Annotated in this window: 24 protein-coding genes; 9 read left to right on the top strand and 15 right to left on the bottom strand. The window is 51.7% G+C overall.

Annotated elements, in window-relative coordinates; all coding sequences use genetic code 11:
- The first annotated feature begins 2 nt into the window (after nucleotides 1-2).
- The 7 genes from O1Q98_RS10145 (at nucleotide 3) to O1Q98_RS10115 (ending at nucleotide 6,403) form a co-directional block, all read left to right on the top strand.
- Entirely contained in the window at nucleotides 3-857 is an 855-nt protein-coding gene (locus tag O1Q98_RS10145) for a tagatose bisphosphate family class II aldolase (protein WP_125257945.1), read from the top strand.
- Nucleotides 858-906: 49 nt separating this feature from the next.
- Nucleotides 907-1,377 (top strand): PTS N-acetylgalactosamine transporter subunit IIB, encoded by a 471-nt coding sequence (gene agaV / locus O1Q98_RS10140; RefSeq protein ID WP_125257946.1) that lies wholly within the window; start codon nucleotides 907-909, stop codon nucleotides 1,375-1,377.
- A gap of 9 nt (nucleotides 1,378-1,386) precedes the next feature.
- Nucleotides 1,387-2,166: a PTS N-acetylgalactosamine transporter subunit IIC gene (gene agaW, locus O1Q98_RS10135; RefSeq protein WP_125257947.1), complete on the top strand. Its 780-nt coding sequence runs from the start codon at nucleotides 1,387-1,389 to the stop codon at nucleotides 2,164-2,166.
- A 1-nt stretch (nucleotide 2,167) separates the two neighbouring features.
- On the top strand, nucleotides 2,168-3,007 hold the full coding sequence (locus O1Q98_RS10130) for a PTS system mannose/fructose/sorbose family transporter subunit IID (protein WP_125258004.1): 840 nt from the start codon (nucleotides 2,168-2,170) through the stop codon (nucleotides 3,005-3,007).
- A gap of 21 nt (nucleotides 3,008-3,028) precedes the next feature.
- Nucleotides 3,029-3,757 carry a sugar isomerase domain-containing protein gene (locus O1Q98_RS10125; protein ID WP_125257948.1) on the top strand — a complete coding sequence of 243 codons (729 nt, stop codon included), beginning with the start codon at nucleotides 3,029-3,031 and terminating at the stop codon, nucleotides 3,755-3,757.
- Nucleotides 3,758-3,771: 14 nt separating this feature from the next.
- The gene (locus tag O1Q98_RS10120) at nucleotides 3,772-4,503 is read left to right on the top strand and encodes a sugar isomerase domain-containing protein (RefSeq protein ID WP_125257949.1); all 732 of its coding nucleotides are present in this window, start codon (nucleotides 3,772-3,774) and stop codon (nucleotides 4,501-4,503) included.
- A 61-nt stretch (nucleotides 4,504-4,564) separates the two neighbouring features.
- Nucleotides 4,565-6,403 carry a hypothetical protein gene (locus O1Q98_RS10115; RefSeq protein ID WP_125257950.1) on the top strand — a complete coding sequence of 613 codons (1,839 nt, stop codon included), beginning with the start codon at nucleotides 4,565-4,567 and terminating at the stop codon, nucleotides 6,401-6,403.
- 105 nt (nucleotides 6,404-6,508) lie between these two features.
- Here O1Q98_RS10115 and O1Q98_RS10110 read toward each other — a convergent pair whose 3' ends face one another.
- The 6 genes from O1Q98_RS10110 to O1Q98_RS10085 all read right to left on the bottom strand — a co-directional run bounded on the left by O1Q98_RS10110 (nucleotide 6,509) and on the right by O1Q98_RS10085 (nucleotide 12,606).
- The gene (locus O1Q98_RS10110) at nucleotides 6,509-7,270 is read right to left on the bottom strand and encodes an amino acid ABC transporter ATP-binding protein (protein WP_125257951.1); all 762 of its coding nucleotides are present in this window, start codon (nucleotides 7,268-7,270) and stop codon (nucleotides 6,509-6,511) included.
- An 8-nt stretch (nucleotides 7,271-7,278) separates the two neighbouring features.
- Entirely contained in the window at nucleotides 7,279-8,367 is a 1,089-nt protein-coding gene (locus O1Q98_RS10105; RefSeq protein WP_125257952.1) for an amino acid ABC transporter permease, read from the bottom strand.
- Between the two features lie 15 nt (nucleotides 8,368-8,382).
- A complete protein-coding gene (locus O1Q98_RS10100; RefSeq protein ID WP_125257953.1) occupies nucleotides 8,383-9,561 on the bottom strand; it encodes an amino acid ABC transporter permease in 1,179 nt (392 codons plus the stop codon).
- Nucleotides 9,562-9,633: 72 nt separating this feature from the next.
- A complete protein-coding gene (locus tag O1Q98_RS10095) occupies nucleotides 9,634-10,659 on the bottom strand; it encodes an amino acid ABC transporter substrate-binding protein (protein ID WP_035345656.1) in 1,026 nt (341 codons plus the stop codon).
- Nucleotides 10,660-11,128: 469 nt separating this feature from the next.
- The gene (locus O1Q98_RS10090) at nucleotides 11,129-11,794 is read right to left on the bottom strand and encodes an amino acid ABC transporter permease (RefSeq protein WP_125257954.1); all 666 of its coding nucleotides are present in this window, start codon (nucleotides 11,792-11,794) and stop codon (nucleotides 11,129-11,131) included.
- A gap of 41 nt (nucleotides 11,795-11,835) precedes the next feature.
- Nucleotides 11,836-12,606, bottom strand: coding sequence for an amino acid ABC transporter substrate-binding protein (locus O1Q98_RS10085; protein WP_125257955.1), 771 nt, complete (start codon nucleotides 12,604-12,606; stop codon nucleotides 11,836-11,838).
- A 438-nt stretch (nucleotides 12,607-13,044) separates the two neighbouring features.
- On the opposite strand from O1Q98_RS10085, the gene O1Q98_RS10080 reads away from it, so the two are divergent.
- Together O1Q98_RS10080 and O1Q98_RS10075 are read left to right on the top strand one after the other, a co-directional pair.
- Nucleotides 13,045-14,538, top strand: coding sequence for an ABC transporter ATP-binding protein (locus tag O1Q98_RS10080; RefSeq protein WP_125257956.1), 1,494 nt, complete (start codon nucleotides 13,045-13,047; stop codon nucleotides 14,536-14,538).
- On the top strand, nucleotides 14,531-16,723 hold the full coding sequence (locus tag O1Q98_RS10075; protein WP_125257957.1) for a DUF4915 domain-containing protein: 2,193 nt from the start codon (nucleotides 14,531-14,533) through the stop codon (nucleotides 16,721-16,723). The genes O1Q98_RS10080 and O1Q98_RS10075 overlap by 8 nt, the downstream gene beginning before the upstream one ends.
- A gap of 175 nt (nucleotides 16,724-16,898) precedes the next feature.
- Here the strand turns inward: O1Q98_RS10075 and fis are convergent, their stop codons facing one another.
- The 9 genes from fis to msrQ form a co-directional block, all read right to left on the bottom strand.
- Complete coding sequence (gene fis, locus O1Q98_RS10070; RefSeq protein ID WP_012883002.1) at nucleotides 16,899-17,195, bottom strand: DNA-binding transcriptional regulator Fis; 297 nt, start codon at nucleotides 17,193-17,195, stop codon at nucleotides 16,899-16,901.
- A gap of 23 nt (nucleotides 17,196-17,218) precedes the next feature.
- Entirely contained in the window at nucleotides 17,219-18,184 is a 966-nt protein-coding gene (dusB, locus tag O1Q98_RS10065) for a tRNA dihydrouridine synthase DusB (protein ID WP_125257958.1), read from the bottom strand.
- Between the two features lie 326 nt (nucleotides 18,185-18,510).
- Nucleotides 18,511-19,398 (bottom strand): 50S ribosomal protein L11 methyltransferase, encoded by an 888-nt coding sequence (gene prmA / locus O1Q98_RS10060; RefSeq protein WP_125257959.1) that lies wholly within the window; start codon nucleotides 19,396-19,398, stop codon nucleotides 18,511-18,513.
- Between the two features lie 22 nt (nucleotides 19,399-19,420).
- Nucleotides 19,421-20,872, bottom strand: coding sequence for a sodium/pantothenate symporter (gene panF / locus O1Q98_RS10055; RefSeq protein WP_125257960.1), 1,452 nt, complete (start codon nucleotides 20,870-20,872; stop codon nucleotides 19,421-19,423).
- Nucleotides 20,862-21,104, bottom strand: a complete 243-nt coding sequence (locus O1Q98_RS10050; protein ID WP_125257961.1) for a YhdT family protein — start codon at nucleotides 21,102-21,104, stop codon at nucleotides 20,862-20,864. The genes panF and O1Q98_RS10050 overlap by 11 nt, the downstream gene beginning before the upstream one ends.
- Before the next feature lie 249 nt (nucleotides 21,105-21,353).
- Nucleotides 21,354-22,697 carry an acetyl-CoA carboxylase biotin carboxylase subunit gene (accC, locus tag O1Q98_RS10045; protein ID WP_015848146.1) on the bottom strand — a complete coding sequence of 448 codons (1,344 nt, stop codon included), beginning with the start codon at nucleotides 22,695-22,697 and terminating at the stop codon, nucleotides 21,354-21,356.
- An 11-nt stretch (nucleotides 22,698-22,708) separates the two neighbouring features.
- Nucleotides 22,709-23,176: an acetyl-CoA carboxylase biotin carboxyl carrier protein gene (gene accB, locus O1Q98_RS10040; protein ID WP_125257962.1), complete on the bottom strand. Its 468-nt coding sequence runs from the start codon at nucleotides 23,174-23,176 to the stop codon at nucleotides 22,709-22,711.
- Nucleotides 23,177-23,212: 36 nt separating this feature from the next.
- A complete protein-coding gene (aroQ, locus tag O1Q98_RS10035) occupies nucleotides 23,213-23,665 on the bottom strand; it encodes a type II 3-dehydroquinate dehydratase (RefSeq protein ID WP_125257963.1) in 453 nt (150 codons plus the stop codon).
- Nucleotides 23,666-23,870: 205 nt separating this feature from the next.
- Entirely contained in the window at nucleotides 23,871-24,503 is a 633-nt protein-coding gene (msrQ, locus tag O1Q98_RS10030; RefSeq protein ID WP_125258005.1) for a protein-methionine-sulfoxide reductase heme-binding subunit MsrQ, read from the bottom strand.
- Nucleotide 24,504: the final 1 nt, after the last annotated feature.

Genomic DNA, 24,504 nt, shown 5'->3' with positions numbered 1-24,504 from the left:
GTATGTATCTGATCTCATCGCATGAAATGCTCAAAGATGCCCAGCGCCGTGGTTACGCTATCCCGGCGTTTAATATCCATAATCTGGAGACCGTGCAGGTGGTGGCCCGCACCGCTGCGCGCCTGCGCTCACCGGTGATTCTGGCAGGTACGCCGGGCACCTATCGTCATGCGGGCGTGGAGTACCTTATCTCGATTTGCCAGGCCGCCGCGCAGGAACACCGCACGCCGCTGGTGCTGCATCTTGATCATCATGAAGACGAACAGGATATTCGTCGCAAAATTGAAGCGGGTATTCACTCGGCCATGATAGACGCCTCCCACTTTCCTTTTGCAGAGAATATCGACAAGGTGCAACGCGTCGTGACCTTCTGCCATCGTATGGGAGCCAGCGTTGAGGCGGAACTGGGTCAACTGGGTGGTCAGGAAGATGACCTGACGGTGGATGCCGCTCACGCCACATTTACCGATCCGTTTAAGGCCGCCGAGTTTGTACACCGTACCGGTATTGATTCGCTGGCGGTGGCGATTGGTACGGCGCATGGGTTGTATAAAGCGCAACCGCGTCTTGATTTTGCGCGTCTGGCTGAGATTCGCACGCAGGTGGATATTCCTCTGGTACTGCATGGCGCGTCCGGCGTAGCCGAGGCGGATGTGCGGCGCTGCATCTCGCTGGGTATTTGCAAAGTGAATGTGGCAACCGAGCTGAAGATAGCATTTGCCGATGCCATGAAAGCCTTTCTTTGTCGCCACCCTGATGCCAGCGATCCACGCCAATATCTGGTACCGGCAATGACGGCAATGGAAGAAGTGGTGGAGGCGAAAATTCGTATGTGTATGAGTGATAACAAATTATAAAAATATTCATGAATAAAAATATCAAAAATATAAAGCAAGGAATTTAACGATGCCGAATATTGTCTATACCCGAATTGATGAGCGAGGATTACATGGTCAGGTTGCCGTAGGCCATGGGCCGCACTCTGGATGTAATCTGATTCTTTTTGCTAATGACGCTGTTGCACAAGACCCGGCACAGCAGGCATTAGCAAAAATGTCAGCCGGTGAATTTGATACGCGATTTTTTAGCCTGCAAAAAACGATAGATATTATTCATAAAGCAGCCGACCACCAGAAAATATTTATCCTGGTTCGCACCCCACAAGACGCATTAACGCTGGTGAAAGGTGGCGTGCCAATTAAAAAAATAAATATTGGGAACATGCACTACAAGGAAGGAAAAGAGCAGGTTCACGCCACGGTTTCATTAGATGATGAAGACAAAAATACGTTCAGGGAGTTAGTCCACTTGGGGGTTTGCTGCACCATTCAGCGTAACCCGTCTGATACTCCAATAAATATTGAACAATACTTATAAGGCATAGGTATGGATATTTTAACGGTATTATTAATAGCGTTATGGGTTGGTCTGGCCGGGTTAGATTATTATGGATCTGGGTTCATGATAGGCCGGCCTATTGTAACAGGCAGCGTTGTCGGCTTAATTATGGGGGATCTTAAAGCTGGCCTTGAAATTGGTGCAACACTGGAGTTGGCCTGGCTCGGTTTGATGCCGTTAGCCGGAGCCCAGCCACCGAATGTCACCATTGGCGCAGCGGTGGGCGTTGTTTTTGGTATTCAATCGGGCTTGTCTCCCAGTGCGGTCGTCGGGGTTGCAATTCCTTTTGCTATTTTGATGCAGCAACTGACGGTTATTCAATTCACCGCCTTTGCCACACTCATGACCAAAGTCGATAAAATGGCCAGTGCCTGTGATGTAAAAGGCATCGAGCGTATTAATTATCTGGGCATGCTCACCTATTTCTTCACTTTCTTTCTCTGTGCATTTATTCCCACCTGGTTTGGCGATGTCGTGGCGAAAACGATTGTTGAGCAAGTGCCAAAAGTTATCATTGATGGACTGAGCATCGCGGGTGCCATGATGCCTGCGCTTGGGTTTGCCATGCTGTTAAAAATGATGCTGAAAGAGAAAAAATATATTCCCTTTTTCATTATAGGTTTTGTCTGTGCCACGTTCTTAAAACTGCCCATTATTGCTATTGCCCTGCTCGGCACCTCCGTGGCGGCGATTGACTATTTCAATCAGGCAGAGCATAGGCGTCGTGTCATTCCATCAGAAAATAAACAAATGGATGAGGGGATTTAATATGTCGCAGCAAATTTCTGAAAAAATCAATGATGATGAATATTGCGATAAAACGACGCATGTCGAGCTGGATAAAAAGGTAATGCGGCAATCCTGGCTACGTATGTTATGGGTCCAGGCATCATTCAATTATCAGCGTATGCAATCATCCGGTTTTCTTTATGCAATGTTACCCGCATTACAGCGGATTCATAAAAATAAGCATGACTTGTCTGTATCATTAAAATTACACAATGAATTTTTTAATACCTCGCCGTGGCTGGTTTCTTTTATGCAAGGCGTTATCCTGGCAATGGAAAAAGGTAAGCAGCCCATAGAGACCATTCGCTCTTTCAAAGTCGCCGCGATGGGGCCGCTTGGGGGAATTGGCGATGCAATGTGCCAGTTAACGATTCTGCCGATTACCGCCTCGATTGCAGCCGCGCTGGCATTGGATAATCTCTATATCGCACCGATTATCTTTTTGCTGTTATTTAACCTGATTAGGTTCTCAATCTATATTCCTCTTTTTAATTATGGCTATAAGTTAGGGTTAAGTGCGCTAGGGACGTTAAAACAGCAAAGCGAGGCATTTAGCCGTGGTGCCACTATCCTCGGCCTCACGGTTGTCGGCGCGTTGACGGCATCATTTGTCAGGGTCAGGCTGGGGGCTGAAATTCATCTTGGTGATACGTTAATTAATATTCAGGACGGTATTTTAGATAAAATAATGCCTAATATTCTTCCCCTGATAGTGGTTATTGGCTGCTACAAGTTAATTATGCGCGGGCTGTCACCGGTAAAAACCATGCTCGGAATGATTGTTGGTTCAGTATTTCTTCATTACTTCGGTGTTCTTTAATAAACGGGTGAAGGGGGATATGTGATTAACTATATTGACGAATGTAAACGCATTATTGAAAAAGTCATTGAGAGTGAAAGCACTCATATTGAAGAGGCTACCCAATTGATGACGCGCACCATTGAAAAAGACGGTGTGATTCATGTCTCTGGCGGTCATTGCCATATTTATGCGATGGAAACATTTTATCGCGCTGGCGGTTTGGTGCCAATTAACCCATTGCTACCACACCTGTTTGCTACAGCGCCACACACTCAGGCGTACTCTGATCATATTTATGAGGTTGAAGGGGTGGGCACCACGGTATTTGACGATCAAAATGTATCACCAAACGACTGTATTATTTTAGTGTCGATTGCCGGGCGAACCATTCCGACCATTGATATTGCGTTGGCGGCAAAGAAACGGGGTATTCCCGTTATCGCACTGCAATCAATGGCATTTAGTAAGAAAACGTCGTCTAAGCACTCGTCAGGCTATTTCCTGAATGAGGTGGCGGATGTCACGATTGATCTCAATATTCCGTATGGTGACGCCATTATTCATCTGGATGGATTATCAGAAAAATGTTGTCCCGTTTCGTCGGTGATTGGCTTTTCTATTATTCAAGCGCTGGTGACTCAAACGGTATGCAATCTGGCTGCCGTAGGCCTGACGCCGCCGGTGTGGGTTAGCTCTAATCTGGACAGAGGTGATGCGATTAATAAAACGCATATTTTGTCGATGAAAGGCCGGGTCAGTTGCCTGTAATAAGGAGAGTGGTGATGTACAGAAAATATTTAACCGATTTGCTGCAACATATCGAGTCGATAAAACGGCAGCAAGCATCTATTGTCACCTGCGCACAGGCAATGGCGAATACCATTATTAATGATGGCATGATCCATGTGACGGGCTGTGGTCATTCTCAAATGTTCGCCCATGAAATGTATTTCCGTGCCGGTGGTTTGGTACAGGTAAATGCTATTTTACCACCCGTTTTAGCCCTATCGCCCTATGCGCCGATGAGCACGTTTGCTGAACGTCAACACGGGTTGGCCGCAATAGCGCTTGATGCAGAAAAGGAATTACGGCAAGGCGATATTCTCATTGTGGTGTCCACATCCGGGCGTAACCCTGTTCCTGTGGAATTTGCGCTGGAAGGGAAAAAACGCGGTTTGATTGTCATTGGTTTGACGTCACTGGCGTTTACGCGTTCGGTGACGTCGCGCCATCACAGCGGTAAAAAACTCGCAGAGGTCTGTGACTACGTGCTGGATATGGGTGGTGTGGCTGGCGATGCGATTATTCCTGTTCCCGGCCATGACTTTTCGACGGGCTCCATCTCCTCTGTTATTGGTTTTACGCTTTTAAATAGCCTGGTGTGCGAATGTGTTAAACACATCAGCATGCTCGATAAACAACCGCTGTTGTGGCGCTCGGTTAATGCGGTACAGGCAACGGCGTTTAATCAAGAGAATCTCAAAAAATATAAAAACAGAGTGACCTGCATGTAGCGAATAAATGATTGCGCCAGAAAAGGGCGAGACGCATTGATTGTCACCTGAGGAGACAAGAATGAAGACAAGTGCGAGGTTAATCGGTTTTGGTGTCGTTTATTTTAGCTGTATTCCTTTTCAGAATGTACAAGCCGCAGTCACGGCATCACATACATCACCTGCGGCTGTCTTTCTGACTAATGATTCACCAGGGTTTTCTTTTCTCGATGAAACGGGAAAGTATTTCTATCATGATACGCTTTCTCAATATAACCAATACAATCCTAATAACGCCGACCACGCCTGGCGGTTTTTCAGTGCTGATAATTATCAGGCCGCCAGTAATAAAGTAAAAGATAAGCTCGGTGATTATAATAAGATAAAAGCGATTTATGATCGGGCGACAGTGCAAAATACCGTGCCGTTGTGTGTGAATACGCCGCTGATGAAACGCATTAAACCGCGCGGCACGGATTATGATTACATCAATTACTGTGGCTTAATGGATGTCTGGGTTGACCCGGATAGTGGTGACTGGTACGGCTTGCTGCACGATGAAATTTTCGGCGTAAACCCACGCTATGATGCGATTGAGTTGGTTAAATCGACCGATAAAGGTCTGAATTGGGCCGTCACCGATGTGATTCAAACCTCGCAATACGGTATGAAGGATGCACGAGAGAGTTCGCTTGGGCAAACCTATAATTACGGTGGCGGCGACCCCAGACTATTTGTGGATTATGCATCAGGTTATTTTTATCTGTTTTATACCAGCCGAACCATGAATCTTTCTGGCTGGAGCGGGTTTAGCTCTTTTATGCAGGCGCATGTGATGCGGGCTCCGATTGCAGATAAAATGGCACCGCGTAGCTGGCGAAAATACCATAATGGGGTGTGGGAAGAGTTTATTTCTGATGACTATGCATTAGGTAACGCTGGGCCCGCCAGTAATATCGTGCCTGTTGAAATATCCAGGAAGGGGTATTTCTTGCCTGAATATAACCCTAAAACCATGAGTGGCACGGCATCTGAATTGGCTGCGCAAGGAAAACTCATCAATTCTCCATTGCGGGTTATTAATGTTTCATGGAACAGTTATTTAAAGAAATACATTGGCACGCCTGAACCGTCATCCGGCCCGAAAAATGAAGGGAAAAGCGCGCTGGATATTTATGCCACAGACAGCCTCTCCAGCCAGAAATGGGAGAAACTGCTGACGCTAAATAATTATGTGACCCGCTCCTGGTATCGTTTCATGTTAGACCCACAGGTGCAGACGCTGTCTAATTTTATCGTTGGAAAAACCTTCAGGACGTTTTGTTATATTGAGTGCCAGAAATATGGTGGCGAATATATTGATGTGACGCTGACCGGCGCCCCTGCGCGGCAGGCTACGGCGCTAGCGGCAGCAACGCTGCAAAATAAAAATGGGGAGCGCTTGTCGGCAGACGCTAACTTCAATCTCACGGTTATTCATGACCGCAATCAGCATCCGGCGAATTTACGCTGGGAATGGCTGGATAAGCAGGATGGATATGTGCGACTCGCGGCGTATCCCGCAGGCCAGCGTGAACAGACGCGTTTTCTGGGCGTGACGGCATCGGCAGATATTCAGGCGATGAGAAAGTGGGGCGCAGAGGTAGGATTACTGCCCGATCCGTGCGAGCAGGATGCGAACGCGAATGCGTGCCTGGGTTCGCAATGGGTAAAAGTGGAGACGTTAACGACGCGTGATGACGGCAGTGAAAGCCGCGATGGCAGCTATCGTCTGGTCAATCGTTTGAGTGGTCTGGTGCTGACGATTGATGGCAGCCAGGCGTTGAATCAGCAGGTTACGCTGTCGCCCTTCCGCTCCTGGGATTGCACCGATTCAACATGTAAGGATCGGAACAAAGCCTCATCACAGGTGTTGCGTTAACCCCTTGAGGTGGTAATGGCCGCCGCCGGTCTCGGGGCCGTTGTGGAAAGAGAAAAGCCCGCCTGATGGCGGGCTTTGACACTCGGTACATGCATGCCCGAAGGGTTAGTGCAGAATCTGCGCCAGGAAGGTTTGCGTGCGCTCGGAGCGTGGCGTGGTGAAGAAGACATCCGGTGGCGCTTGTTCGACGATCTCGCCCTGATCCATAAAGATCACCCGATTAGCGACCGTGCGGGCAAAGCCCATTTCGTGCGTGACGCACAGCATGGTCATGCCATCTTCTGCCAGCCCTAACATAGTATCGAGCACCTCTTTGACCATTTCCGGGTCAAGTGCGGAGGTGGGTTCATCAAATAACATGATTTTCGGCTTCATACACAGCGACCGCGCGATGGCAACACGCTGTTGCTGGCCGCCGGAAAGCTGGCCGGGGTATTTATGGGCATGGGCAGCGATGCGCACACGTTCCAGATAGTGCATCGCCAGCGCTTCGGCTTCTTTCTTCGGTATACCGCGTACCCAGCTCGGTGCCAGCGTGCAGTTTTGCAGCACGGTCAGGTGCGGGAACAGGTTGAAATGCTGGAATACCATGCCCACTTCGGTTCTGATTTTTTCGATGTTGCGGCTGTCATGGTTCAGTTCGATGCCATCAACGGTAATGCGACCCTGCTGATGCTCTTCCAGATGGTTGATGCAACGGATCGTGGTGGATTTGCCCGAGCCGGACGGCCCGCACAACACGATGCGCTCCCCCTGTTTGACTTGCAGGTTGATGTCTTTCAGTACATGGAACTGCCCATACCACTTATTCACATTTTCCAGCGTGATCATGTAGTCGGAAGGCGATGTTAATGTGTCCTGGTTCATGGATAACCTCAATGGGACTTATGTCCAGTATCAAAACGTTTTTCTAAATGCTGGCTATAGCGCGACATGCTAAAGCAGAAGATCCAGTAGAGCATGGCGGCAAACACATAACCTTCGGTGGACATGCCAAGCCAAGCCGGGTCAACCGTCGCCTGCTGGATACTGCTAAACAGGTCGAACAGGCCGATGATGATGACCAGACTGGTGTCTTTGAACAGCGCAATGATGGTGTTGACCAGACCGGGGATCACCATCTTCAGCGCCTGCGGCAGAATTACCAGCCCTTGCATGCGCCAGTAACCCAGCGCCAGAGATTGCGCCGCCTCATATTGCCCTTTCGGTAGCGCCTGTAAGCCACCGCGCACCACTTCCGCCACATAAGCCGACTGGAACAGGATCACCCCCACCAGGGCGCGCAGCAGCTTGTCGATGGTGGTGCCTTCGGTCAGGAACAGCGGCAACATCACAGAGGACATGAACAGCACGGTAATCAGCGGCACGCCGCGCCAGAACTCGATAAAAATCACGCACAGCGCGCGCAGCACCGGCATGTTGGAGCGGCGTCCCAGCGCCAGCAAGATACCGAGTGGCAGCGCACCGGCAATACCGATGGCGGCGATGATGATGGTGAGTGTCAGGCCGCCCCACTGACGCGTTTCCACCCGCGTCAGCCCGCCAAATCCGCCGAACAGTAACCACCAGGCCATCAGCGGGTAGACCACGCACCAGACGGCGATATAGCGACCCCTGTGCGGCATGTTGCGCCAGAACATCGGCAAAATACTCAGCAACGCCAGTACCAGCGCAAAATTAATGCGCCAGAGTTCTTCACGCGGGTACAGCCCATACATGAACTGATCAAAACGGGCATGAATAAACACCCAGCACGCGCCATCGCTGGTGCAGTCGGCCCGGCTGCTGCCTACCCAACTGGCTTTAAGGATGGCCCAGTTGAGCAACGGCGGGATCAGTGTCCACAGCAGCCACAGGCAGGCCAGTGTCAGCAGGCTGTTGGTGATGCTGGAAAACAGGTTTTTCCTCGCCCAGACCATAGCGCTGGTGATGCGTGTCGGATGGGATGGAGTGTGTGTCGTCATAGTCATCCTGTGCCTTTAGCGCTCAATTAAGGCGATTTTCCGGTTATAAAGGTTCATCAGTAAGGAGATAAGCAGGCTGATAATCAAATAAACCGACATGGTGATCGCTATCGTTTCAATGGCTTGCCCTGTTTGGTTCAGTACCGTACCGGCAAACAGTGACACCATATCGGGATAGCCGATAGCGGCGGCCAGCGATGAGTTTTTCACCACGTTCAGGTACTGGCTGGTCAGCGGTGGGATAATGACCCGCAGCGCCTGCGGCAGAATCACTTTGCGTAGCGTCACCGGCTTTGGCAGCCCCAGCGATAAGGCGGCTTCATGTTGCCCATGGGATACGGATTGGATCCCTGAGCGGATGATTTCGGCGATAAACGATGAGGTATACACCGATAAGGCCAGCGCCAGCGCTGCCAGTTCAGGGATTAACACCAAACCACCGCTAAAGTTAAAGCCTTTCAGTACCGGGAAATCCCAGTGCAACGCGCGGCCAAAGAGAAGGTGAGACAGGCCCAGCAGTACCACCAGCATCGCCAGCGGGATGGGCCAGTAACGCCGCTGTTGCCCGGTGAGCTCATGGTAGCGTTTGTTGCGGCGATACAAGGCGATGGCACAGCCAAGAGTGGCTATCAGCACCAGCAGTGATGGCAGCGCGCCAGGGCCAAATTCCGCCGCCGGGATATACAAACCACGGTTGCTGAGAAAAAAGGTATCGAGTGCGTTCACGGCCTGACGCGGGCCAGGCAGGTTACGTAATACCGCGAAGTACCAAAAGAAAATTTGCAGTAATGGCGGGATGTTACGAAACGTTTCGATATAGATTGTCGAGAGTTTGCGCAGCAGCCAGTTATCAGACAGCCGTGCCAGCCCGACAATAAACCCCAGCAGCGATGCGCAGACAATACAAATTACCGAAACCAGCAGCGTGTTGAGCAGGCCAATGACAAAAACCCGCGCATAGGTATCACCCTGATCGTAATCAATCAGGTGCTGGACGATACCGAAACCGGCGCTGTTATTTAAAAAGGCAAAACCTGATGTAATTCCGCGCTGCGAAAGATTGGTGACGGTATTGTGCAGCAGATAGGCAGCGGCCACCACCACGATGACGACAGCAAGGATTTGATACAACCAGGCGCGCACCGCTGGATTAGTCAGTGATAAATCACCTTTCACGGTTGGGCGTTGCAGCATGTTGGAGCCTCAGTAACGGATAAAGCAAGGGCACGCCTGTTCGCCAGTACGTGCCCGGTTTTACGTCAGGAATTAGCGAACGGCAGGGGCGTACTGAATGCCGCCTTTGTTCCACAATTCGTTCAGGCCGCGTTTGATTTTCAGCTCGCTGCCCTGACCTACGTTACGTTCGAACACTTCGCCGTAGTTACCGACTTGTTTAACGATTTTATACGCCCAGTCAGCCGGTACTTTCAGGTCTTTACCGAAGTTGCCTTCTTTGCCCAGCAGGTGCGCCATGTCTGGGGTGGTCGGTTTGGCGGCCATCTGGTCAACGTTCTGAGAGGTCACACCCATTTCTTCTGCGTTCAGCATGGCGAACAGCGTCCAGCGCACGATGGCGAACCAGTCTTCATCGCCACGGCGCACGACCGGCCCCAGCGGTTCTTTGGAGATAACTTCCGGCAGCACCACGAAATCAGCCGGTTTACCCAGTTTGATACGCAGGGCATACAGCTGGGACTGGTCGGAAGCCAGTGTGTCACAGCGGCCGGAGTCCAGCGCTTTGGCGCTTTCATCAGAACGGTCGAATGTCACCGGGGTGTACTTCATGTTGTGGGTTTTAAAATAATCCGCCACGTTCAGCTCGGTATCGGTACCGGCCTGGATACAAACGGTTGCGCCATCCAGCTCGGTTGCACTTTTCAGCCCGGCTTTGTTATGCGTCAGGAAGCCGATGCCGTCATAGTAAGTCACACCGGTAAAGGCGAGGCCCATACCGCCATCACGGGAGGAGGTCCAGGTGGTGTTACGGGACAGAATATCCACTTCGCCGGATTGCAGTGCGGTAAAACGCTCTTTTGCCGTCAGCGGGGTGTATTTCACTTTGCTGGCATCGCCAAATACGGCAGCGGCGACACCACGGCAGACGTCAACGTCAATACCGGAGTATTTGCCGTTGGCATCAGCATACGAGAAACCAGGGAGCCCATCGCTGATACCACACTGTACAAACCCTTTCTTCTGAATGGCATCCAGGGTTGCGCCTGCGTGTGCCTGATTGATGAAGGCAAACAGTGAAGCGCTGGCAACCAGCGTAGACATAATCACTTTTTTCATAATCATCGTATGTGCCTAATAATTGTAATGTGCTGTTGTGTGTGGCGCAGTCATGCCACGCCTGCTCTGTCTGTCGGTGTTGTGCTAGACACAACATCCCGTCTCAGAGATTAAGCAAAAGTAATGCCAATTCGTGATTATGCTCGCCGAAAGAGAAAACTAAATCGTATCAGTAGCTGTTAGTGATAAATGCAGGCTATAGCGGGATAAGGCGAAGGCATGATTTGCACCAAAATGGCAGAGTTGTTATTTCTTTGAACTTATTTGGTGCAACGGAGGTGAAAGAGAGGCATTAACAGCGGGACGTTGCCTCAATGAGAGCAGTCGCACTCCAGCGATGCGTCTTTTTTAGTGCAAAACTTATGATGGCGCGGTGCAAACACGCAACGGGCTGAGGCAACCCGACGTTAATCGGGCTGCCCGTTGGGACGCGGCGTGAAGGCGGGCCGTATCCGGTGGTGGCTGGTCATTAATGTACGATATGGCGCTGGTAATAGGCTTCCAGCCAGGTTTGTAGCTTACTCAGCACGGTGCTGAACAGCAGGTAAATTAATGCGGCTTCAATGTAGAGAATCAGCGGCTCGTAGGTGACGGAGACGATGCGCTGTGCGGCCAGAAACATTTCCGGCACGGTGATAACGGCAGCCAGCGAGGTGTCTTTGACCAGCGAAATAAAGGTGTTGGCCAGCGGCGGCAGCGAGACAAACACCGACTGCGGCACAATTACCCAGCGAATGGCCTGCGCCCCGCTCATACCCAGTGAGTAAGCGGCATTCCACTGACCTTTGGGGACGGAAAGAATCGCACCACGAACTATCTCTGAACTATAGGCACCCACGTTCAGGCTAAAGCCAATCAGCGCTGCCGGAAAGGCATCCAGCGTGATACCGGCACTGGGCAAGCCATAGAAAATCAGAAATAGCTGTACCAGTAGCGGTGTGCCGCGAATGATCCACACATAAAAATCGCACAGCTTTTTCAACGGTTTCGGGCCATACAAGCGCAGCAACGCCACGACGACGCCGAGCATCAAACCCAAAATAAAGGAAAGAATAGCGAGGGGAACGGTGAAGGTTAGCCCAGCAGAAAGCAGACTCCAAAAGGAGTCTGCCATGAGTTGTAGCCATGAAGGCATCTACGATCACTCCGGTAGCGATGCATGCGCAGGACAATGCATTATTTGGAAACGTCTTGTCCGAAGTATCGCACAGAAATGGTCTGATAGGTGCCGTCAGCTTTGATTTGATCTAACGCTTTGTTCAGCGCGTCAACCAGTTGCGGCTGGTTTTTGCGCAGTAAAATGGCGGACGGATCGCCGCTTTCGGCCGTCGCAACCACTTTGACGTTGGCATCCGGTTTATGCTTTTTGAAATCCAGGAATGACAGGTTATCGTTCAGCGTTGCCTCAGCGCGGCCGCTCAACACCAGTTCCAGCGACTGGTTAAAGCCATCGGTCGGCACGATGTCTGCGCCGTAGCTGGTGGCCAGTTTTGAATAGTTGCTGGTCAGGCTCTGGGCGGATTTATGCCCCTTGAGATCGGCAAAGGATTTGATGCTGGTGTTATCACCCCGCACGATCAACACCGATTTGGCATCAATATAGGGTTTGGAGAAGTCGTACTTCGCCTGACGCTCTTTCGTCACGCCAACCTGATTGATAACGGCGTCGTAGCGTTTGGCATCAACACCGGCAATCAGCCCATCCCAACGGCCTTCGATGAACTCCGCTTTCACGCCCAGTTTTTCTGCCACCGCGCGGCCAACATCCACATCGAAACCGACCAGCTTGCCGGAGGCATCATGATAGGTGTAAGGCGCATATGTCCCTTCGGTGCCGAATTTGATAACGCCTGCGGTTTTGATGGCGCTCAAATCATCCTGTGCGTAGGCCAGAACGCTGGTGCTCAGTAAGGCGCTGGTGAGTAATGCTAAACGGAATGCTTTCATCATCGTTCCTGCCAAGTGTGGTTAGGGTTTTTATCAGTCAGAAATGCTGCGAATTTACGTGATGTCGCGATGTTTGCCAAGCACGTAAAAGATATGGCTTATACCTGAGTTGAATATAGTGAAGCACCGGTGTTTTTGCGAATGAAGTCTGCTGGAAAAGATGGTGGTAATTATATCGTGACGTTACTATAAGCCTTGTTTGTATTTGTTGCGGCGCACACCAGCGCATGATAAGCAACGAGAGCACAGTAATAAGAGAAAGAACCAAGACGGTCGTTTTCCCTCAGGAAGGGGTCTGCTATCCTCGCACTCTCATCGTCGTATTCCACTGTTAGCGTATGACGCCAGGCAGCGAAAGATGGCTGTTGGCTTGTTGTTTATCAAGTCATCCACACTGCTGGCTCAGGAATCAGTAATAAAGCTCAAGGAGTCTGTCCAATGTCCTCTGATGTTACCATCAAGGTCGACAATCTTAGTAAGTGTTACAGTGTCTATGCTCAACCAGCAGATCGCCTAAAACAATTCCTCTTGCCAAAGCTTGGGAAAATGGTGAAACGAACTACTAAACACTATTTTAGTGAGTTTTGGGCGTTGAAGAATGTCTCTTTCGAGATAATGCGGGGGGAAACCATAGGGATTGTTGGACGTAATGGTGGGGGGAAATCAACGTTACTGCAGATGATTTGCGGCACATTGACACCAACGCAAGGCACAGTAGTAACTAACGGACGAATTGCTGCATTACTGGAGTTGGGGTCTGGTTTTAACCCTGAGTACACTGGTCGAGAAAATGTTTACCTTAATGGCTCTTTGATGGGGCTAAAGCGTGAAGAAATTGAGCAACGGTTCAATGATATTGTTGCCTTTGCTGATATTGGTGATTTTATTGACCAACCGGTAAAGACCTATTCGAGTGGTATGGTTGTTCGTCTTGCCTTTTCCGTATCAGTGAACGTTGAGCCGCAAATTTTGGTTGTTGATGAAGCGTTAGCCGTTGGCGATGAGCTGTTTCAACGCAAGTGTTTTTCGCGAATTGCAGAGCTTAAGGAGAAGGGGACAACGATCTTGTTCGTTTCACATTCCGCCGGAGCGGTTGTTGAATTGTGTGACAGAGCGTTGTTGCTGGACGGTGGTGAATTACTCTGGCAGGGCAAACCACGCGTTGCCGTGATTAATTATCAAAAATTGCTCTATGCTCCAGAGGACAAAAGAGCGCAGATTCGAGAGCAGATCAAGCAAATGGCGCAAGCGCATCAGGATATACCGCTATCCGTTGATGCCGAAGATGATAGATCGGCCGAATTAGAATTAGTGGCACAAGAACAAATTGCGCAAGCGAGTGTAACGGCAAGCGATGTCGCGGCATCAATAGAATATACCTCAGATAGCCTCAGTCATTGTGAAAAAGATGTCGAGTTGGCGTCGATTGCTTCACCGATGCAGGAGTCATTCGATCCTCACTTGGTATCTAACCGGACGGTGGAGTACTCTTCAAGAGGGGCATATGTCAGAGAACCCGTTATTCGGACATTCGATGGTGAACGGGTCAACAATCTGATACGACGCAGGCGTTATCAATATACTTATCAGGTTCATTTTACTCACACGGTCGCTCAGGTTCGCTTTGGTATGGTCATTCGCACTATATCAGGCTTACCGTTGGGAGGGACACTGTCGTCGCAGCAGTCAGATACAATCCCGGTAGTGCTGCAAGGGACGACCATTACCGTGACATTTGATTTTGATTGCCTCTTAAACCCAGGCACATATTTTATGAATGCAGGCGTGTTCGGACGAATGCATGATGAGGAAGAGACGGTATTGCATCGTTTGGTTGATGCCGCTGTGTTCCGGGTCATGCCTGTGGAAAATAATCTTGCAACCGGGATGATTGATTTCGGCTATGTGGCAAAGGTAAAAGTCCATGAATAATCTTTTCTCTAATATTCTGGTGTCCTGTCCTAATGGCGGAGGACTGTTTTTGCTAGATCAGGGTAGCTATTACAAATTGGATGCTACCAATACAACCGGTATTTTTTTCACCAATGGCGTGTTATTACGTGCGATACAACCCGCCTCGTTGGCTTTCTGTGGCCAACAAGCTATTGAGGTTGATAAATCAATAGTTTTTGATGACGTCCATGATGTGATGGCTATTCATCAGCATTATTACCTGGTCGGCACGACTAATAATGAAGTGATTAAATTCTCGCCGGATGGTACCGAGTTGCAGCGCTGGGTTTTCCCCGGTGAAAATGATGCGATGCATTTGAACTGCCTTGGCACATGGGGAGAGCGGATCGTATTTTCAGCTTTTGGCGATTTTCATCACACGCGAGAATATAAAGGCCAGAGCGTTGGCGCCGGATTTGTGCAGGATCTCTATACCGGCGAGCGGCTTATTGAAGGATTGTCTCAGCCGCATAGTCTGCTGCAAATGGGCGATAACCTCCTTGTCGCCAGCTCTGAAGATAGGGAAATTCGTGAGTACTCACCATCGGGTGAACTGGTTCGCTCGTACCGTTTTGATGGATACCCCCGTGGCATTGCGCTCCTCAATGGCGTGATTTACGTTGGCCTAAGCCGTTCACGTAATATCGACGATCAAGGTGTGAACAGCGCCAGGCTCGTTGCGTTAGATTGCCACTCTTTTCATGAGTTAGGCGCTATCGATCTGCCTGTCAGAGAAATTTATTCGGTTGTTGCTATTGACGATCCGATGCAATTGGTTCGTGCCGTTGCTGCCTGTGCATCCAGAACGTCCGCAGTGTATGAACAACGCCTTGTTACGCTTGAACAACAGCAGTCTTATTGGATTTCAGAAGTTAAACAGGCACTGGGTGATCGCTATCTTGCGGATGACCCACTGGGTGTCGATAGCGTAAAACAGATGATGCATGCTCAGACGGAGACTATCGCCGATTTGCAGGGTACGGTTGCGTCGTATCAGGCTGAGAATGCGTCTCTTGAGGCTCAGGTTGCCTCTCTCGGTCAGCAGCTCTCTGACAGGGAGAATGTGTGTGGGTTGTTAACCCAGCAGCTTGCAGAAAAAGAAGCACATCTGGAGACGATTGCCCCACAGCTCGCAGAAAAAGAAGCACATCTGGAGACGCTGACCCAGCAGCTTGCAGCAAAAGAAGTACATCTGGAGACGCTGACCCAGCAGCTTGCAGCAAAAGAAGAACATCTGGAGACGCTGACCCAGCAGCTTGCAGCAAAAGAAGAACATCTGGAGACGCTAACCCAGCAGCTTGCAGCAAAAGAAGCAGATCTGGAGACGCTGACCCAGCAGCTTGCAGCAAAAGAAGCAGATCTGGAGACGCTAACCCAGCAGCTTGCAGCAAAAGAAGAACATCTGGAGACGCTGACCCAGCAGCTTGCAGCAAAAGAAGCAGATCTGGAGACGCTAACCCAGCAGCTCGCGGCAAAAGAAGATCAATCAGAAGGTTTGAGCCAACAGATCTTTGCAAAAGAAAAGCAATTGGACGGTTTGACAACGCTGCTGGGATCGCAGGAAGAGATGTTGGTGTCGTTGAGAAACGACATAGCGGCATTGTCTAATGCCAAAGAGAAAGCCTGTATACAGCATGGCCACGAAGTGACGTCATTAGAGCAGCATGTTGCATCCCGAGACAGCATTCTGGACGCTATGGCGGCTGAGAAAGCGCTTCTGGAAACGCAATTAGCGTCTAAAGATCAGTATTTGGCATCGATGGAAGAGCGCCTTGCCGCACTCACCGCTCAACTATTAGCGGGTGAGCAGGCCGCAGGTGTGCTCCATAACGAGATTCAGCGGCAGGATGCGGCCTTGCATGAGCAAGAGGAGCGTTTTCAGCATGTTGTTCATTCTTACTCATGGCAACTTACCAAGCCGCTGCGTTTCTTAGCCCGACTACTGCGGGGAGATTGGCAGGCGATTGGTCAGTCACCGCATTATCTTGCGGTTCGGCGGGTTGTGACGTTCCCGAAAAATGCTGTACGCGCTGTTTATTACGGTGTTCGGCATTATGGCTCTTTCTCCCGTTGCTTGCGCGCGGCTTTTTCGGTGTGGCGACGTGAGGGTATCGCGGGGTTACGTAAGCGTAGCCGTCAATTGAACCAGCTGAATGGACGCTAGTTGGTGTTTTATTCTCGCCGATATCAGTTGAATGCTATGCTGGTTGCACGCCACATGACGTCACGATGATGCGTAATGTGGATAATAAAATGGTCAGGGATTCATGATTGCTGAAGAAGAAAAAGGCGCTAACCCTAAAGGGAGCGCCTTTTTTCAAATGATGAGCTGATTAGTATCAGTTCATGCCGTATTTTTTCAATTTCTTACGCAGCGTACCACGGTTGATACCCATCATCAGGGCGGCGCGGGTCTGATTGCCGCGAGTGTATTGCATCACCATGTCCAACAGCGGCTGTTCTACTTCAGCCAGTACCAGCTCATAGAGGTCATTTACGTCCTGACCATTCAATTGAGCGAAATAGTTCTTCAGTGCCTGTTTAACCGAGTCGCGCAGGGGTTTTTGGGTTACCTGAGCCTGAGAGTTTACAGTGGAAACGGTCAGTACGTCAGAATTCACGCGTTGTTCGAACATAGTTCTGTCAGCTCTTTTTCTGTTTACGCAAGATTTTCAAAATATGCCTCCAACGCCTCCAGCTGTACGCTGGCGTCCTCTATGGCGTTGAATGTGCGCCTAAACTGGTCGTTTGGGGCGTGCGCCTGGAGATACCAGGACACGTGTTTACGTGCGATACGAAATCCCTTGCCTTGACCGTAAAAGTCGTGCAGTTCCCGTATGTGCCCTATCAACAAGCGCTTGACCTCTGCCAATGGCAGGGGTGGCAGCAACTCCCCTGTGTCCAGATAATGCTGGATTTCCCGAAAGATCCAGGGTCTTCCCTGAGCGGCACGTCCTATCATCAGGGCATCAGCCCCGGTGTAATCAAGAACCGCTCTGGCTTTGCGCGGGTCAGTAATGTCGCCATTCGCAATAATCGGAATGGCAACGCTCTGCTTAACTGCCCGAATGCTGTCGTATTCCGCCTCGCCATTGAACAGACACGCGCGCGTGCGTCCATGGATGGTTAGCGCTTGAATGCCACAGTCTTCAGCCAATTTGGCAATCTCAACACAGTTACGGTGCTCTGGCGCCCAGCCGGTACGGATTTTCAACGTGACCGGTACATCGACCGCATTGACCACCGTGGTCAATATCTCTTTGACTAACGCCGGGTATTGCAGCAGTGCCGAACCCGCCATCTTGCGGTTCACCTTCTTGGCCGGACAACCCATGTTGATGTCGATAATCTGCGCGCCATTATCCGTATTGATTCTGGCGGCCGCCGCCATCTCTTGTGGGTCGCAACCGGCAATCTGCACCGCCCGAATACCGGGCTCGTCGCTATGTACCATGCGCAGTCGCGATTTATCCGAGCGCCACACTTCCGGGTTGGAAGAGAGCATCTCGGAAACCGTCATTCCTGCTCCCATTGCGTAACAGAGCGCCCTGAACGGACGATCGCTAACACCCGCCATTGGAGCGGCGATTAAACGATTAGGAAGCTGAAATTGTCCGATGTGCATAGACAAAGAGTGACCATACTGTGCCTGCAAGGGCGCGTATATTACGCATTTTTTACGCGATAGGAAAGGCCAAACTTTGAGCAATTGCGCGGAACAGATCAATGAAATGTTGCTTTGTCTTCGAGGTGTTTTTATTTTTTTATTATTTACAATGGGTTATAAATTTATTGCTGTTTTTATGAACATGTAGGGGAAATAAAACATCTGCCTGAATATGTTGTTTTCAGTGGGCAAAACAGTGAGAGATGAGGGAATTAACGCCAGCAGATAGCGGAATCTCAAGCCTGCCAGCCGGGGAATGGATGTCCCGGCTGGCGGCTGAAGGGTCAGGCCGGGTGGCGTATTCCGGTAATCCGGCACCACTCTTCTTTCTCAGCCACAGGGTCAAGCTGGAATAGCGCGTCATAGGCTTGCGCCACGCTTTCTGCCTGCGACGCCAGAATACCGGACAAACCGAGGTGGCCACCGGTTTTGGGAAGTACGCTAATCAGCGGGGCCAGCTCGCGCAACGGGCCGGCCAGGATATTGGCGACCACCACATCGGCAGACAAATCTTTGGGCTGATCTTTTGGCAGGTACAATTCCAGACGTTCCGACACGCCGTTACGCTGGGCGTTATCACGGCTGGCCTGAATAGCCTGTGGGTCGATATCAATGCCGATAGCGCGCGCGGCACCGAGTTTTAGCGCCGCAATAGCGAGAATGCCGGAGCCGCAGCCGAAATCGATAATGGTTTTGCCTGCCAGGTCGAGCCCGTCAAGCCATTGCAGGCACAGCGCAGTCGTTGGGTGGGTGCCGGTACCAAACGCCAGTCCCGGGTCTAACATCACGTTGACTGCGCTCGGGTCTGGCACATCACGCCAGCTCGGGCAAATCCATAACCGCTTGCCGAACTGCATCGGGTGGAAATTTTCCATCCATTCCCGTTCCCAGTCCTTGTCTTCAAGTTGCTCGATTTTGTGGCGAAAACCGGCACCAAGCAGCGGTTCTTGCGCCAATATAGCGACAACCTCGGCCATATTTGTTTCGGCATCATACAGGCCGATAACGTCGGTATCGCCCCACAGACGCGTTTCGCCGGGCAGCGGTTCGAACACCGGGGTGTCGTGTGTATCCTGAAATGTCACGGAGACGGCGCCGCTCTCGGACAGCGCATCACCCAGTTGCTCGGCATGAGCACCGGATGTGTTGATTTTGAGTTGAATCCACGGCATAGCGGCCTCTGGTCTTAAACGTTTAATGTGATGAAGAAGGGGCAACCGCCGGTACGCTTGCGTGCCCGAATCGGTTGCCGACAATAAATGCCACCAGGCTTAACAGCAGTGATGGCGCGATCGGGTGAAACCCGGCCAGTTGAATGCCGAAGCTGGCAAGCAGGGTGTAGCTAACGGCACCGCTAAACATCGAGCACAGTGCGCCGGTGGCGTTGGCGCGCTCCCAGTACAGCCCCAGCACCAAAGGCCAGAGAAAGACCGCTTCCAGCCCGCCGAATGCCAGCAGGTTTAGCCAGATTATCATCTCGGGTGGACGCCAGGAGGCCAGCAACACCAGTAAGCCTAACAGCAGGGTGGTCATGCTGGAGAGGCGGCGAATATGGCGCTCATGGCTCATCTTGTGCGGATACACGCTCAGGTAGAGATCTTTGACGATGGTGGCTGACGCCTGCAACAGGTGGGCGTTAATGTTCGACATAATCGCCGCCGTCGGTGCAGCGAGGAAAATACCGGCCGCCAGCGGTGGCAGCACGGTGAGCATCAGTTCCGGCAGCACCTGATCGGCAATGGTGAGGTTGGGCAGAATGGCGCGGCCTAATGCGCCCGCCAGATGCATTCCCAACATCAGCACACTGATGACGACGGTGCCAATCAGGATGCCGCGATGCAGCGCTTTGCTGTCGCGATAAGAAATGCAGCGTACGGCGGTATTCGGCAGGCCAATCACGCCAAAGCACACCAGCAGCCAGAATGAGGTCATGAATGGCGCGGAGAGGATCTGGTTGGCACCGTGCGGATCGACCAGCGCAGGATTAATTTGCTCCAGTTTGACGACGGCCGCCGACAGCCCCCCGGCGGCATAAATCACGCCTGCCAGCAGCAGTACCGTGCCAATCAGCATCACGATGCCTTGCAGCGCATCATTCAGTACGCTGGCACGAAAGCCGCCAAAGGCGGTGTAGAGCGCAATGGTGATGCCGAAAATCAGCAGGCCGATGCTGTAAGGGACATGGGCCACGGTTTCCAGCAGCCGCGCGCCGCCGATGAACTGCACCGCCATCGCGCCGATAAACGCCACCAGCAGGCTCAGGCTGGCAAACCACACCAGCAAGCGGCTGCCATAGCGGGCGTAGAGCATGTCATTGAGGGTAATGGCGTTATAGCGGCGGGCCAGAATAGCGAATTTTTTGCCAAGAATACTCAGTGACAGCAACATGGTCGGCACCTGAATCATCGCCAGCAAGACCCAGCCCAGCCCGTATTTGTAGGCTGCACCGGGGCCGCCGATAAACGAGCTGGCGCTGACATAGGTGCCGATTAGCGTCATCGCCAGTACAAACCCGCCCATTGAGCGGCTGCCAAGAAAATATTCATTGAGAAAGCTGCCCTGCTGACGCTTGCGCCAGGCGTACCCCGACAGGCCAAATACCAATATCAGGTAGGCTATCAGCGGCAGAATCACATCAGTTTGCATCGTGGCTCTCCAGTGAGATATCGCGGAAGATGACGCGCACCATCAGCCAGCACAGGAAAATAAACAGCATCGGCAGCGTCAGGCAAGCCAGCTCAAACCAATGAGGCAGACCGGTCGGGCCAGGAAGGTTGTCGGGCAGATAGGCAAAGAGTATCCAGGCCACCAGATAGGCCAGCGTCAGTATCAGTGACCAGCGGGCTTCGCGGTGTGCCTGAGTAAAGCGGTTATCCATGATGTCCCCTTTAATCCAGCAGCGACTTCTCTCTGTGGGCGACAAAAGCAGCATGGCTTGCCGACATCGCGGCGAACGCACGCAGAGGGATGACACAAAACAGGGGATTTTACGGCATGTCAGCCAATTGCCCAGCGAAAAATCCATACATGGTGCAGAAAATAGGGCTCTGAAAGGCATCTGAAAGGAAAAAGGGCGGGCAATAAAAACGGGCCGACAAGGGCCGACCCGTTTGATGATGCAGGATGATTACTGTAGGCCGAGTTTTTTCTCCAGATAGTGGATGTTGGTGCCACCATGCTGGAAGTTTTCGTCGGACATGATGCGCATCTGCAATTCCACATTGGTTTTGATGCCATCAATAATCAATTCCGCCAGCGCATTCTTCATGCGGGAAATGGCGATGTCACGGCTTTCGCCGTAAGTGATCAATTTACCAATCATAGAATCGTAATGCGGCGGTACGGTGTAACCGGCATAAATGTGCGATTCCCAGCGCACGCCAAAACCGCCCGGTGCGTGGAAACGGGTGATTTTACCGGGGCTTGGCATGAAGGTGTTCGGGTCTTCGGCATTGATACGGCATTCCACCGCATGGCCGCGCACTTTCACTTCTTCCTGCTTAATCGACAGCGGCTGGCCGGCGGCGATACGCAACTGCTCTTTAATCAGGTCAACGCCGGTTATCATCTCTGTGACCGGGTGTTCAACCTGAATACGGGTGTTCATTTCAATGAAATAGAACTCGCCGTTTTCAAACAGGAACTCGAAGGTGCCCGCGCCACGGTAGTTGATATCAACACACGCCTTGGCACAGCGTTCGCCGATGTAACGGCGCAGATCGGCAGTGATGCCCGGTGCCGGAGCTTCTTCCACCACTTTCTGGTGACGACGCTGCATGGAACAGTCGCGCTCTGCCAGATAAATGGCATTGCCCTGGCCATCAGCCAGTACCTGAATTTCCACGTGGCGCGGATTTTCCAGGTATTTTTCCATGTAGACCATGTCGTTGTTAAATGCGGCTTTCGCTTCGGCACGGGTCATGGCGATAGACTGTTCCAGCTCTTTTTCGCTACGCACGACACGCATACCGCGACCGCCGCCGCCACCGGACGCCTTGATAATCACCGGATAACCGATGCGTTTACCAATAGCGCGGTTTTTGTCCATGTCGTCGCCCAACGGGCCGTCAGAGCCCGGTACGCAAGGCACACCGGCTTTTTTCATGGCGCTGATAGCAGACACTTTATCGCCCATCAGACGAATGGTGTCAGCGCGTGGGCCGATGAAAATAAAGCCGGAGCGTTCAACCTGCTCGGCGAAGTCGGCATTTTCTGACAGGAAACCGTAACCGGGGTGGATAGCCACCGCGCCGGTGATTTCAGCGGCAGCGATAATTGCCGGAATGTTCAGGTAGCTTTTTGTCGATGGCGCCGGGCCGATACACACGGTTTCATCAGCCAGCAACACGTGTTTCAGATCGCGATCCGCCGTGGAGTGAACCGCAACGGTTTTGATGCCGAGCTCTTTGCAGGCACGCAAAATGCGCAGTGCAATCTCACCTCGGTTGGCGATGACAATTTTATCTAGCATGGTAAGCCTCGTTATTCGATGACAACCAGTGGCTCGTCAAATTCAACCGGCTGGCCGCTTTCAACCAGAATGGCTTTCACCACGCCAGCTTTATCGGCTTCAATCTGGTTCATCATTTTCATCGCTTCGACGATGCACAACGTATCGCCGACTTTGACCTGCTGGCCGATTTCAATGAACGGTTTGGCATCCGGGCTTGGCGTGCGATAGAAGGTGCCGACCATCGGTGAACGTACCACATGACCACTGATGGCTGCCGGAGCGGCGGCTTCAGACGCAGCGGCTGGCGCAGCGGCCGGAGCAGCAACGGGTGCGAACTGCTGCGGCATCGGTGCGTAGGCCTGTTGCATCATCGGGTAGCTACCCGGTGCCGGAGCACGACTGATACGTACTGACTCTTCACCTTCGGAAATTTCCAGTTCGGCGATGCCGGATTCTTCAACCAGTTCGATCAGTTTTTTGATTTTACGAATATCCATGAATGGGGTTCCGTACTCGTTGTTAATTGGAAATGGTTAGTGGGACATTGACAGTCGCTTGACCGCTGCCTGTAAACCATAGTGGTATCCGTCTGTACCCAACCCGCAGATGACGCCCACCGCCACATCAGACAAGTAGGAGTGGTGACGGAAAGGTTCACGTGCGTGCACGTTGGTCAGATGGATCTCGATAAACGGGATGGCCACCGCCAGCAGCGCGTCTCGTAGCGCCACACTGGTGTGCGTAAATGCCGCCGGGTTTATCAGAATAAAATCGGTATTGCCTCGGGCTTGATGAATGCTCTCAATCAGCTCATGTTCCGCATTCGACTGGCGATGAGATAACTGCACATTTAGCGCCGTTGCTGCCTGTTCCAGTTCACTAACCAGAACAGGTAATGTCGTATGGCCATATTTTTCCGGCTCACGGGTGCCCAGTAAATTCAGGTTGGGGCCGTTAAGGAGCAAAATGTGAAACTTATCTGCCATTGTGCTGCTATCTCCCGCGATTGGCTCAGTGGCGCACAACATAGCGCGAAGCTATTCGTTTGTCACCCTTTGCCGGGCGAAAATCTCCCGCATTCGCTGCGGGGTGTGAACATTATAGCCATATCGTAGCAGTTAGCAGCGAAATACTGGTCTTATCTGCGCAGTTGACCTTGCTGTATTGACAAATTTTTACCAAATCGCCCCGTTAGCGGGGCGATTTTTTGCGGCTCAAAGAGAGAGGGCGTCGCCATTGTTGCAGCTTCTTGTAGCGAAAAAGCAGCAAGATGACGGCAACCAAAGCATAGATAACCGGTTGTGGCGATAGCGTCTTGACCGACCAAAGATAGTGAAGCGGCGCGAAGATAGCGACCAGATAAATCAGATTGTGCAACGTTTGCCAGCGAGTTCCCAGCCGTTGCTGCGCTGAACGCGTTGAGGTAGCGCTCAGGATGAGCAGAATCAGCCAGCATGCCATCCCCAATGTTAAATAGGGCCGCGATATCACCTCTTTTCCCAGCAAATCGAGATGGTTGATACCCAATTCCAGCAAGGTATAACTCAGCAGGTGCAGGCTCGCCCAGGCAAAGCACCAGAGCCCCAGCAGGCGACGGCAGCGAATCAGCAGGGGTTGTTTCGCGTAGCGGGCAAGCGGCGTGACAATGAGCGTTGCCAGCAGCAGCTTTAGCGCCATGTCGCCGGTAACATGCTGGATATCCTTTGCCGGATCGGCGCTCAATGCTCCCTGGCTGACCGCCAGCGCCAGCCAGACAAACGGCAACAGGGGCGCCAGATGGAGCAGCGCTTTCAGCGCCGTGATGTGGCGTGCGGACAGGCGCATC

The organism is Dickeya lacustris (assembly GCF_029635795.1).
GTDB classification, from domain to species: domain Bacteria; phylum Pseudomonadota; class Gammaproteobacteria; order Enterobacterales; family Enterobacteriaceae; genus Dickeya; species Dickeya lacustris.
Note: the sequence above shows the minus strand (reverse complement) of the source record. Positions and strands in the feature narration are given on the sequence as shown.

Bases quoted from the DNA above. Each gene is read 5' to 3' on its own strand.
- msrQ (WP_125258005.1), bottom strand. From the start codon at position 24,503: ATGCGCCTGTCCGCACGCCACATCACGGCGCTGAAAGCGCTGCTCCAT.
- O1Q98_RS10105 (WP_125257952.1), bottom strand. From the start codon at position 8,367: ATGACGACACACACTCCATCCCATCCGACACGCATCACCAGCGCTATG.
- dusB (WP_125257958.1), bottom strand. From the start codon at position 18,184: ATGCACATCGGACAATTTCAGCTTCCTAATCGTTTAATCGCCGCTCCA.
- O1Q98_RS10050 (WP_125257961.1), bottom strand. From the start codon at position 21,104: ATGGATAACCGCTTTACTCAGGCACACCGCGAAGCCCGCTGGTCACTG.
- O1Q98_RS10130 (WP_125258004.1), top strand. From the start codon at position 2,168: ATGTCGCAGCAAATTTCTGAAAAAATCAATGATGATGAATATTGCGAT.
- O1Q98_RS10090 (WP_125257954.1), bottom strand. From the start codon at position 11,794: ATGCCTTCATGGCTACAACTCATGGCAGACTCCTTTTGGAGTCTGCTT.
- accB (WP_125257962.1), bottom strand. From the start codon at position 23,176: ATGGATATTCGTAAAATCAAAAAACTGATCGAACTGGTTGAAGAATCC.
- accC (WP_015848146.1), bottom strand. From the start codon at position 22,697: ATGCTAGATAAAATTGTCATCGCCAACCGAGGTGAGATTGCACTGCGC.
- O1Q98_RS10110 (WP_125257951.1), bottom strand. From the start codon at position 7,270: ATGAACCAGGACACATTAACATCGCCTTCCGACTACATGATCACGCTG.
- agaW (WP_125257947.1), top strand. From the start codon at position 1,387: ATGGATATTTTAACGGTATTATTAATAGCGTTATGGGTTGGTCTGGCC.
- O1Q98_RS10115 (WP_125257950.1), top strand. From the start codon at position 4,565: ATGAAGACAAGTGCGAGGTTAATCGGTTTTGGTGTCGTTTATTTTAGC.
- panF (WP_125257960.1), bottom strand. From the start codon at position 20,872: ATGCAAACTGATGTGATTCTGCCGCTGATAGCCTACCTGATATTGGTA.
- O1Q98_RS10120 (WP_125257949.1), top strand. From the start codon at position 3,772: ATGTACAGAAAATATTTAACCGATTTGCTGCAACATATCGAGTCGATA.
- O1Q98_RS10145 (WP_125257945.1), top strand. From the start codon at position 3: ATGTATCTGATCTCATCGCATGAAATGCTCAAAGATGCCCAGCGCCGT.
- aroQ (WP_125257963.1), bottom strand. From the start codon at position 23,665: ATGGCAGATAAGTTTCACATTTTGCTCCTTAACGGCCCCAACCTGAAT.
- O1Q98_RS10100 (WP_125257953.1), bottom strand. From the start codon at position 9,561: ATGCTGCAACGCCCAACCGTGAAAGGTGATTTATCACTGACTAATCCA.
- O1Q98_RS10085 (WP_125257955.1), bottom strand. From the start codon at position 12,606: ATGAAAGCATTCCGTTTAGCATTACTCACCAGCGCCTTACTGAGCACC.
- fis (WP_012883002.1), bottom strand. From the start codon at position 17,195: ATGTTCGAACAACGCGTGAATTCTGACGTACTGACCGTTTCCACTGTA.
- agaV (WP_125257946.1), top strand. From the start codon at position 907: ATGCCGAATATTGTCTATACCCGAATTGATGAGCGAGGATTACATGGT.
- O1Q98_RS10080 (WP_125257956.1), top strand. From the start codon at position 13,045: ATGTCCTCTGATGTTACCATCAAGGTCGACAATCTTAGTAAGTGTTAC.
- prmA (WP_125257959.1), bottom strand. From the start codon at position 19,398: ATGCCGTGGATTCAACTCAAAATCAACACATCCGGTGCTCATGCCGAG.
- O1Q98_RS10075 (WP_125257957.1), top strand. From the start codon at position 14,531: ATGAATAATCTTTTCTCTAATATTCTGGTGTCCTGTCCTAATGGCGGA.
- O1Q98_RS10095 (WP_035345656.1), bottom strand. From the start codon at position 10,659: ATGAAAAAAGTGATTATGTCTACGCTGGTTGCCAGCGCTTCACTGTTT.